Genomic DNA, 9,714 nt, shown 5'->3' on the forward strand with positions numbered 1-9,714 from the left:
TTGCATGGGCAGTCGTGGTCACGAGGAAATCCTTTGCATGGAATGGGTGAAGGCCGGGGCGTCGTGCGTGTCCGCCCGGTAGTGGGCTCCGACGGATCGCGTGCGCTGCCGGGCTGCCGCGACGAGGAGCCCGGCCGCCAGGAGCAGGTTCCGGTCCTCGTGGGCGGCCTGGTCGGACCCGGCGGGGTTCCCGGCGGCAGGGGAACCGGTCCCGACGTCGGCGCTCCAGCGCGCCAGCCGGGCCGCGGCGGCGTCGAGTCCGGCACCGGTGCGCGTCACTCCCGCGGCCGCGGTCATGAGCCGGCCCAGGGCCTGCCTGCTGAACGGAACCTCGTCCGCGGCTGCGCCGTGAGCACCGGCCGGGACTGTGGCCGGGGCGGGCAATAGGCTGCCCGGGTGGACGTCCCCGGGGGCCGCTGCGGGCCAGTGCGGAGCGTGGACGGCGGCACGCAGGAAGTCCTCGACCGCGCGGCGGCCAAACACGAGGCCTTCGAGCAGCGAGTTACTCGCCAGCCGGTTGGCGCCCTGTGCGCCCGTGCGGGCGACCTCGCCGGCGGCGTAAAGCCCCGGGACGGTGGTGCGGCCCCAGAGGTCGGTGGACACTCCGCCCATCCAGTAGTGGGCTGCCGGGGATACGGGAACCACTTCGGCGGTCCAGTCGTGGCCGGCCGCCCGGGTGGCGGCCGTAATGGTCGGGAACCGGCGGGCCAGGAAGCCGGCGCCGCGTGCGGCCTCGATGCCCCGGGCGTCCAGGTAGACCGGGCTGTCCGGCGCGGCCCCGGTGGCGGCCAGGTGCAGGGCGATGCTGCGGGAGACGACATCGCGCGGGGCGAGTTCGGCGTCCGGGTGGTAGTCCGGCATGAAGCGGTGCCCCGCGGCGTCCAGCAGCACGGCTCCCTCGCCGCGGACGGCCTCGGAAATGAGCAGGGCCGGCGGCCCGCCCGGGACCTCTTCGACGGCCAGGGTGGTGGGGTGGAACTGGAAGAACTCCAGGTCCCGCACCGCGGCACCGGCGCGCCAGGCCAGGGCCACGCCGTCGGCCGTCGCGACGGCGGGGTTGCTGGTGCGGGCAAACAGCCGGCCGGCGCCGCCGGTGGCGAGCAGGACGGCGTCGGCCCTGACCAGGTGGCTCCGGCCGCCGGCCAGATATTCCACTCCGGTGACCCGGGCCGGCATGCTGCCGGGCTGTGCCGCGGAACCGGGCAGGGGGTCCGTCAGGAGCCCGGTGACAAACGCGCTGGTCTCCACCCGGAGCCGGCCGCGGCCGGAGCGTTCCAGGACGGCACGTTCCAGGACAGCGGCGACGAGCCCGCGGGCGATGCAGGCGCCTGTGGCGTCGCCGCCGGCGTGCAGGATGCGCGGCGCCGAATGGGCGGCCTCGAGCCCCAGGGCGGGTCCGCCGTCGGGACGGGTGTCGAAACGCACTCCGTAGCGGGACAGGCCCGCGATGTCCCGGACGGCCTCCGTACACAGGATCCGGACGGCCTCGGCGTCGTTCAGCCCGGCGCCCGCCGCGAGGGTGTCGGCAATGTGCGCGGCCACGGAGTCCCCGGGAGCGGCGTCGCCCGGGGCCAGGACGGCGGAGACACCGCCCTGGGCGTAGAAGGTGTTGCTTTGCTCCAGGGTCCCCTTGCTCAGCAGCACCACTTCCACGTCACCGTCATGGCTTCCGCCGGCGGCGTCGGCGGCGAGCAGCGCGGCGTAGAGCCCCGCGATGCCGCTGCCGACGATTACGACCCGCCTGGTCACGGCCGCGCCGCCAGCATGCGTTCCAGCGCCACCTTGGCCGGGGCGGCGACGGCGTCGTCCACGGTGATGCGGTTGACGACCTCGCCCCGGACGAGGGCTTCGAGCACCCAGGCAAGGTAGCCGGGGTGGATGCGGTACATCGTCGAGCAGGGGCAGATCACCGGGTCCAGGCAGAAGATGGTGTGCTGCGGGTATTCCGCGGCCAGCCGGTTGACGAGGTTGATCTCGGTACCGACCGCGAAGGTGGTGGGCTCAGTGGCCGCGGCGATGGCCTTGCGGATGAAGTCGGTGGACCCGGCGGAATCGGCGGCGTCGACCACCTCCATGGGGCATTCCGGGTGCACGATGACCTGCACGCCGGGGTACTCGGCACGGGCCTTCTCGATCTGGCCGACGTTGAAGCGCTTGTGGACGGAGCAGAAGCCGTGCCAGAGGATCACGCGGGAGTCCTGCAGCGTCTGCGCATCATTGCCGCCGAGGTCCTTGCGCGGATTCCACATGGGCATCTGTTCCAGCGGGACGCCCATGGCCTTGGCGGTGTTGCGGCCCAGGTGCTGGTCCGGGAAGAACAGCACGCGCTGACCGCGTTCGAACGCCCATTCGAGCACGGTGGCGGCGTTCGAGGACGTGCAGACGATCCCTCCGTGCTCGCCGCAGAAGCCCTTGAGCGCAGCCGAGGAATTCATGTAGGTGACCGGAATGACCGGCACCCGGCCGTCGGCGTCGGGCTCCGTGCCGAACAGTTCCTCCAACTGTTCCCAGCATTCGGCCACCGAGTCGATGTCCGCCATGTCCGCCATGGAGCAGCCCGCGGCGAGATTGGGCAGGATCACGGCCTGCTCGGGCCGGGACAGGATGTCCGCGGTTTCGGCCATGAAGTGGACGCCGCAGAAGATGATCGCCTCGGCCTCCGGGCGGGTCAACGCCGCGTTGGCCAGCTGAAATGAGTCACCCACGAAGTCGGCGTACGCGACCACCTCGTCGCGCTGGTAGAAGTGCCCCAGGACGACGGCGCGGTCCCCCAGGGCCGCTTTGGCTGCGCGGATCCGGGCGTCGAGTTCGGCGTCGCCGGCCAGTTTGTACTCTTCCGGCAGCTGTCCCTGACGCGGAGTCGACGCGGGGGCGGTGTCCGCGGAGGAGGCGCCGGGACCGTAGGCGGGCACGCCTGCGAGGGCCTCGGCGAGGTCGAAGTCCCACGGTCCGCGGGCCAGGGCGGGGCTGCAGGTGTTGGCCGCCGGGCCGCCTGCCATGGCGGTGGCCTGCTCGCGCGTAATCAGCTGGATGGCCGTGTTGACGCTGCTCATGGTGTGCTCCTGTTGTCTGGGTCAAGGCCGGGGCGGCCGGTGAAGCGGTAGAGGCGGGGCGGGCGGTGTTTGCCGCCCTGCAGGTACTGATCGGTTTCTTCGATTTCCGGCGTGGCCTTGACCTGCCGGCGGAAGTTGGCCGGATCGAGCTCGCGGTCCAGGACGGCCTCGTAGACCTCCCGGACCTGGGCGAGGGTGAAGTATTCGCCGAGCAGGTGGTACGCGATGGAGCCGTAGGCCATCTTGTTGCGCAGCCGCCAGAGGGCGTAGTCGATGATCGCGTTGTGGTCGAAGGCGAGCTCGCCGAGCCGGTCGGCCCGGAACCAGCGCACGTTCTCCGACTCGTCCGCGAGGGCGGCTTCCGTGGGCTGGACCAGTGCCCAGTACACGATCGAGACAACGCGCTGGCTGGGCGAGCGGTGCAGCCCGCCGAAGGCGTAGAGCTGCTCGAGGTAGTTCGGGGCCAGGCCCGTGGTCTCGCGCAGGTTCCGCGACGCGGCGTCCTGGAGGGATTCGGAGTGGGTGAGCGGGCCTCCCGGCAGCGCCCAGAGGTCCTTGAAGGGTTCCCGGATCCGACGCACCAGCGGGATCCAGAGCGTGGGCCGCCCTGTCCGCTCGCTGGGACGCAGCGCAAAGATCACCGTGGAGATGGCCAGCGACGGCGGAGCGAGCTGGCGCTCCGAGACGTTGGCTGCCGTCGTGTACACGGTGTTCCACCCCGCCTTCTCCGGGCCCGGGCCGGCCCTGTCGGGACTGCCGGGACGGTTCCGGCCGGACCGCCGGAGTAGTTATAGTCAGATTGACTAGAACTAATGATACGGCTGCTGCGTTCGGGCGCAAAATGTTGCAGGTCACGTTGGGTGTAGCGGCCCGGGCGCCGCCGGTCACTTTCCGGCGGCAGCCGCTTCCAGCAGCGGGAGGGTGCGTCCCTGGAAGTGGGTGTTGAGCACGATCACGGACGACGAGCGCAGGATAGTCTTGGTGGCGATCATGGCATCGAGGACGCGCTGCAGGTCCGGATTGGAGCGTGCGGCGATGCGGGCCATCAGGTCCGAACTGCCGGAGACCGTGTGGATTTCAATCAGTTCGGGGATCCGCGCCAGGGCCTCCACCACGGCGTCGTGCCCCAGATCCTGGTTGATGGTGAGGGAGCAGAACGCCACCACAGGGAAGCCGAACTGCGCCGGGTCCGGCTGCGGCACCCAGGAGCCGATCACGCCGGCGTCCTGCATCCGGTCCAGCCGCGACTGCACGGTGGCGCGGGCCACCTTCAGCACCCTGGACGCCTCCAGCACCGACGCCCGGGGAGAGTCCGTGAAAAATCGGACAATCTTTGCATCCAGCGGATCGACGTCCATGGATTTTCCCTTCCCGCGTGGTCCCGGCCGGACAAACCGGTGCCGCCGGCCCGCTTTTGGTGAGCAAACTGCCACCATGCTCTCACGGCAGCGGCGCGGCGGCGGCCAGCAGGGCCGCGCCAAAGACGGTAAATTCAATAGGTCCCATAAGGACGCACAGATCAAAAAAACCACACGAAGGTTCGCCAGTATGACAATGAAGTCCACCGCGAAATTGCCCGCCACCCGCCCGGCCCCGGCCCTGGGGCACAGCATGAAACCGCGCCAGCTGACCATGATGGGCCTAGGCAGCGCGATCGGCGCCGGCCTGTTCCTTGGTTCAGGGGCGGGGATCCAGGCCGCCGGCCCGGCCGTGCTGATCTCCTACCTTGTCGCCGGCACACTGATCATCCTGGTCATGTGGGCACTCGGCGAGATGGCCGCCGCCAACCCCAACAGCGGCGCCTTCTCCGTCTATGCGCAAAAGGCCATGGGCAAGACCGCCGGCGCGACCGTGGGCTGGCTTTGGTGGCTGCAGCTCGTGGTGGTCATCGCGGCGGAGGCCCTGGGCGCCGCCGCGCTGCTGTTCACCGTGTGGCCGGTCATCCCCGTCTGGGCGCTGTCCCTGATCTTCATGGCCCTGTTCACGGCGGTCAACCTGGCCGGCGTGAAGAACTTCGGCGAGTTCGAGTTCTGGTTCGCCATCCTGAAGGTGGCCGCCATCCTGCTGTTCCTGGCCGTCGGCGCGGCCCTGCTGCTGGGCCTGCTGCCGGACGTGCCCTCCCCCGGCCTGGGCAACTTCACGTCCGACTTCGCCCCCGCGGGCCTCGGCGGCATCGCCACCGCGCTCTTTGTGGTGATCTTCGCCTTCGGCGGCACGGAAATCGTCAGCGTGGCGGCAGCCGAAACCGAAAATCCCGAACGCAGCGTCGCCCAGGCGATCCGCACCGTCGTCTGGCGCATCCTGGTGTTCTACATCGGATCGGTCTTCGTCATCGCCGCCGTCCTGCCCGCCACCTCGCCGGCCCTGAAGTCGCCCTTCGCCGGCGTCCTCGACGTCGCCCGCATCCCAGGCGCCGGGGCGGCGATCACCCTCGTCGCCGTCATCGCCCTGCTGTCGGCGCTAAACGCCAACCTCTACGGCGCATCCCGCATGGTGTACTCGCTCGCTGAGCGCGGCGAAGCCCCGCGGTTCCTCTCGAAGCTCAACACGGCCCGGGTTCCGGTGCTGGCCGTGAGCGTCTCCGTGGCGTTCGGGTTCCTGGCCGCCGTCCTGGAACTGCTCTTCCCGGACAAGATCCTGCCGGCCCTGTTCCAGCTGGTCGGCTCCACATGCCTGGTGGTGTGGGGCTCGGCCCTGGTCTCCCAGCTGATCCTGCGCCGCCGGGCCGACCGCGACGGCACCGCCCTGCCGCTGCGGATGAAGGGCTTCCCCGGCCTGACGGTCTTTGGCCTGGCACTCCTGGCACTGATCTTCGCCGTCGGCTTCAGCAGCCCGGACAGCAGCAAGCAGCTGGTCAGCACCCTGGCACTCGTGGCGGGCATTGCCGCGGCGTGCTGGATCGGCGCGCGCGTCAGCCGCCGTTAGCCTCCCCGCCAGCGCCGCCCGGGTGCACAACTTGTTCACCCTGAGGCCGGAGGAGGCGGCAGCTTTGCGCAGTTTGGCCAGGGTTTTCTAGGCTGATTGCCCAGCTTCAGGCCGGTGACTAGGGTCACAGGCATGGACACACTTCTCCCCGTGGCTTCCGGGGGCGCTGCCGGGCCCCTCACCGCCGAGGAACTCCGCGAGCTCTATGCGCTCATGGTGGCCGTCCGGCATTTGGACACCTCGGCCATCGCCTGGCAGCGGCAGGGCATCATCCCCGGATACGCGCCCGAACTCGGCCAGGAGGCGGCCCAGGTGGGCAGCGGCTATGCCGTGGACACCACCCGCGACTTCGTCTTCCCCACCTACCGCGAGATGGGCGTGGCCCGGACCATGGGCGTGGACATGGTGGCCTACATGTCCACCCATAAGGCCACCTGGCACGGCGGCCTGTACAACCCGGCGGAATCGCGGTTGGCCCCGATCCAGGCGGTCGTCGCCGGCTCCGTCCTGCACGCTGTCGGCTGGGCGCACGGCCAGACCCTGGATAAGAAGGACGGCGTCGCCCTGACGTATTTCGGCGACGGCGCCTCGTCCCAGGGCGATGTCCACGAGGCCATGAACTTCGCCGCCGTAATGAAGGCACCGGTGGTGTTCTTCGTCCAGAACAACGGCTGGGCCATCTCGGTTCCCACCGAACGGCAGGTGGCCGGCGGCTCCGTCGCCGCCCGGGCCGCCGGCTACGGCATCCCGGCGCTGCGGGTCCACGGCGACGACGTCGCCGCCGTCGTCGATGCCACCCGCCGCGCTTTCGCGCATGCCCGCGCCGGCAGCGGACCCGTCGTGATCGAGGCGATGACGTACCGCCGCGGGCCGCACTCGACCTCCGATGACCCGGGCCGCTACCGCTCCCTCGATGAGGAACGCGACGGCGCAGGGCAGGACCCGATTGACCGGCTCCGGCAGCGGCTGCTCGCCGACGGGCTCGCCGACGAGGCGTTCTTCGCCGAGGCCCTGGCCGCGGCCAAGGCCGAAGAAGAGCGGATCCGCACGGGCATCGAGGCGCTCGGCGCCCGGCCAGGCACCGAAATGTTCGACCTGGTCTTCCAGGAAACCACCCCGGCCCTGCAGGCCCAGGCTGCCAACTGGCGCGAGGAGTCCGAGCATGTCTAACCCGACCGTGTCCACCCCGACCGTGTCCACTCCGACCCTGTCCACCCCTACCCGAGCAGGCGGAACCGCCGTGGATGCCCCCGCCTCCGAGACCCTGTCCATGCAGCAGGCGCTGAACCGGGCCCTGGACGAGGTCCTCGCGGAGAACCCGAGGACCCTGATCTTCGGCGAGGACTGCGGCCGGCTCGGCGGGGTCTTCCGGATCACCGACGGGTTGCAGGCCAAACACGGCGCGCAGCGGGTCTTCGACACCCCGCTGGCCGAATCCGGCATCCTCGGCATGTCCGTGGGCCTGGCCATGGCCGGCTTCCACCCCATCCCGGAGGTCCAGTTCGACGGCTTCGCCTACCCGGCCATTAACCAGATCGTGTGCCAGGTCGCCCGGATGAACTACCGCAGCCGCGGCACCCTGCCGATGCCGATCACCCTCCGGGTGCCCAGCTTCGGCGGCATCCGCGCCCCCGAACACCACGGCGAAAGCCTTGAGGCGCTCTTTGCCCACGTTCCGGGGCTCAAGGTGGTCTCGCCGTCGAACCCGCACGAGGCCTACCACCTGCTCAAGTACGCCGCGACGCGGCCGGACCCGGTGATCTTCATGGAGCCGAAGTCCCGGTACTGGCAGAAGGGCGAGGTCGATGTCGCGAAGTCCGGGTCCCCCACCGGCGCGAAGGTGATGCGCGAGGGGCGGCATCTGACCCTCGTCGCGTGGGGCGCCATGGTGGCCCGCTGCCTGCAGGTGGCCGAGCTCGCGGCGGAGGACGGGATCGACGTCGAGGTCCTGGACCTGCGCTGGCTCAAGCCGATCGACGCCGAGGCGCTGGCGGCTTCCGTGCGCAAGACGCGCCGCGCCGTCGTCGTCCACGAGGCCCCACTGACCTCCGGCCTCGGCGCCGAGGTGGCGCAGCTGATCACGCAGGCCTGCTTCGACACGCTCAAGGCCCCGGTGGAGCGGGTCACCGGTTTCGACGTCCCGTATCCCTCCGGCGATCTGGAGGATGAATACATCCCGAACATTGACCGGATCCTCTTCGGGATCCAGCGAGTATTGGAGTACAAACGTGGCTGAAATTTCCTTCCCGCTGCCGGATCTCGGCGAAGGCCTCATCGAGGCGACCGTGCTGGAATGGCTCGTGTCCCCCGGCGAGCAGGTGGAGCGCAACCAGCCGCTCGTGGAGGTCGAAACCACGAAGTCGGCCGTTGAATTGCCCAGCCCGCAGGCAGGTAAAGTGTTGCGTATCCACGGCGGGCCCGGCGACAAAATCAATGTCGGCGAGCCCCTGATTGTGTTTGAAGTGCCGGACAACACCGCCGGCATCGTGGGCACGGTCCCGAGGGAAGAGGCACCGAAGCGCCGGGTCCGCCTGAGCGCCGTACTTGATGAGGACTGACACCATGAGCGGCAGACACACCGGCGAACAGCATTCCCACACGGTCGAGGGCACCGACCCCCAGCTGTATGTTCAGGTGCACGAGCCCGGTCACGACGCCGGGCTCCGGCCGGTGCTGCTGCTGCACGGCTTCTCCTCCTCGTCCAAGCTCAACTGGGAGGACACCGGCTGGCTGGCCGCGCTCCTGGAGGCCGGCCGGCGCGTCATCACCGTGGACCTGCCGGGCCACGGCCGCAGCGGCGCCCCCGAGGACATGGACTCCTACTCCCCCAGCCGGATCCGTGCGGACCTGCTACAGATAGCGTTCGACGCCGGCGTGCGGCCCCTGCGCGACGGCGACCCGTCCAGCGGACTCGACGTGATCGGCTATTCGCTGGGATCCCGGCTGGCGTGGGAGTTCGGCGCCACGCAGCACGAGCTCGTGCACCGGCTGGTCCTGGGCGGACCGAACACTGCCGATCCGCTGGCGGACTTCGACCTGGTCGCCGCGCAGCGGTACTTGGCCGACGGCACCCCGATCGCGGACGAATCGACCGCCGGGCTGCTGAAGATGGCCCAGCTGCTGCCGAGCAACAACATCTTCGCGCTGCTCTCGCTCATTGAGGCCATCAAGGGCGAGCCGTTCGACCCCGCCGAGGCCGTCCCGCCCATGCCGATCCTGCTCGTGGCCGGGGAAAACGACGAGCGCGCCGCATCCATGCCGGACCTCGCCGCCATCGGCTCCCGCGCCGGCGCCATGGTGGAGCAGATCACCCTGCCCGGCCGCAACCACACCAACGCCGTCACCAGCCGCGCCTTCAAGCAGGGGGCCATCAGCTTCCTGTCGGTCTAGAGCTGGACCCTTAAAAGCAACGCGGGGTCACCTATCGCCCATCCGAACCGCGCAAAATCATACGGTCGTTGCAACATTCTGTTTTTGGAGGTTGCTATGCCGAGTGGTTATCCGGCGCCGGATGCGCTGAAGGATGAGTTCTTTTCACTTCTGCGGCAGGGGGTGTCGGTGAAGGAGGCCTCGGCCCGGATTGGGGTGTGGCGCAGTAATACGCAGCGGTGGCTGGGCAAGACTGGCGGCATGCAGATGCGTATGGGTGTTGATGGAGGCGTTGAGGCGGGCCCGGTGCCCGCTGTCCGGCCGGGGTCCAACCGGCTTGATCTGGTGGACCGGGCGGTGATCATGA

General features: G+C 69.7%; 9 protein-coding genes and 1 pseudogene. 6 read left to right on the forward strand and 4 right to left on the reverse strand.

Going from position 1 to position 9,714, the window contains the following annotated elements:
- Nucleotides 1–18: 18 nt before the first annotated feature.
- The 4 genes from nadB to CFN17_RS18230 form a co-directional block, all read right to left on the reverse strand.
- Nucleotides 19–1,749, reverse strand: coding sequence for an L-aspartate oxidase (nadB, locus tag CFN17_RS18215; protein WP_208749096.1), 1,731 nt, complete (start codon nucleotides 1,747–1,749; stop codon nucleotides 19–21).
- Nucleotides 1,746–3,053, reverse strand: coding sequence for a quinolinate synthase NadA (nadA, locus tag CFN17_RS18220; protein ID WP_208749097.1), 1,308 nt, complete (start codon nucleotides 3,051–3,053; stop codon nucleotides 1,746–1,748). Before nadA ends, nadB begins: the two co-directional genes overlap by 4 nt.
- On the reverse strand, nucleotides 3,050–3,760 hold the full coding sequence (locus CFN17_RS18225; protein WP_208749098.1) for an NrtR DNA-binding winged helix domain-containing protein: 711 nt from the start codon (nucleotides 3,758–3,760) through the stop codon (nucleotides 3,050–3,052). The genes nadA and CFN17_RS18225 overlap by 4 nt, the downstream gene beginning before the upstream one ends.
- A gap of 177 nt (nucleotides 3,761–3,937) precedes the next feature.
- Nucleotides 3,938–4,411, reverse strand: a complete 474-nt coding sequence (locus CFN17_RS18230) for an Lrp/AsnC family transcriptional regulator (protein WP_208749099.1) — start codon at nucleotides 4,409–4,411, stop codon at nucleotides 3,938–3,940.
- Nucleotides 4,412–4,601: 190 nt separating this feature from the next.
- Here CFN17_RS18230 and CFN17_RS18235 point away from each other — a divergent pair, with 190 nt between their 5' ends.
- From CFN17_RS18235 to CFN17_RS18260, 6 genes and pseudogenes are all read left to right on the forward strand, one after another.
- Nucleotides 4,602–5,978, forward strand: coding sequence for an amino acid permease (locus CFN17_RS18235; RefSeq protein WP_208749100.1), 1,377 nt, complete (start codon nucleotides 4,602–4,604; stop codon nucleotides 5,976–5,978).
- Nucleotides 5,979–6,110: 132 nt separating this feature from the next.
- A complete protein-coding gene (locus CFN17_RS18240) occupies nucleotides 6,111–7,148 on the forward strand; it encodes a thiamine pyrophosphate-dependent enzyme (RefSeq protein WP_208749101.1) in 1,038 nt (345 codons plus the stop codon).
- A 100-nt stretch (nucleotides 7,149–7,248) separates the two neighbouring features.
- Nucleotides 7,249–8,214 carry an alpha-ketoacid dehydrogenase subunit beta gene (locus CFN17_RS18245; protein WP_261792488.1) on the forward strand — a complete coding sequence of 322 codons (966 nt, stop codon included), beginning with the start codon at nucleotides 7,249–7,251 and terminating at the stop codon, nucleotides 8,212–8,214.
- Nucleotides 8,207–8,536 carry a biotin/lipoyl-containing protein gene (locus CFN17_RS18250; RefSeq protein WP_208749102.1) on the forward strand — a complete coding sequence of 110 codons (330 nt, stop codon included), beginning with the start codon at nucleotides 8,207–8,209 and terminating at the stop codon, nucleotides 8,534–8,536. Before CFN17_RS18245 ends, CFN17_RS18250 begins: the two co-directional genes overlap by 8 nt.
- A 4-nt stretch (nucleotides 8,537–8,540) precedes the next feature.
- Nucleotides 8,541–9,368, forward strand: coding sequence for an alpha/beta fold hydrolase (locus CFN17_RS18255; protein WP_208749103.1), 828 nt, complete (start codon nucleotides 8,541–8,543; stop codon nucleotides 9,366–9,368).
- Nucleotides 9,369–9,464: 96 nt separating this feature from the next.
- A pseudogene (locus CFN17_RS18260) lies at nucleotides 9,465–9,714 on the forward strand (IS30 family transposase); the annotation flags it as partial.

This window comes from Arthrobacter sp. PM3, from assembly GCF_003352915.1.
Lineage (GTDB): Bacteria > Actinomycetota > Actinomycetes > Actinomycetales > Micrococcaceae > Arthrobacter.

Bases quoted from the DNA above. Each gene is read 5' to 3' on its own strand.
- nadA (WP_208749097.1), bottom strand. From the start codon at position 3,053: ATGAGCAGCGTCAACACGGCCATCCAGCTGATTACGCGCGAGCAGGCC.
- CFN17_RS18230 (WP_208749099.1), bottom strand. From the start codon at position 4,411: ATGGACGTCGATCCGCTGGATGCAAAGATTGTCCGATTTTTCACGGAC.
- CFN17_RS18235 (WP_208749100.1), top strand. From the start codon at position 4,602: ATGACAATGAAGTCCACCGCGAAATTGCCCGCCACCCGCCCGGCCCCG.
- CFN17_RS18240 (WP_208749101.1), top strand. From the start codon at position 6,111: ATGGACACACTTCTCCCCGTGGCTTCCGGGGGCGCTGCCGGGCCCCTC.
- CFN17_RS18245 (WP_261792488.1), top strand. From the start codon at position 7,249: ATGCAGCAGGCGCTGAACCGGGCCCTGGACGAGGTCCTCGCGGAGAAC.
- CFN17_RS18255 (WP_208749103.1), top strand. From the start codon at position 8,541: ATGAGCGGCAGACACACCGGCGAACAGCATTCCCACACGGTCGAGGGC.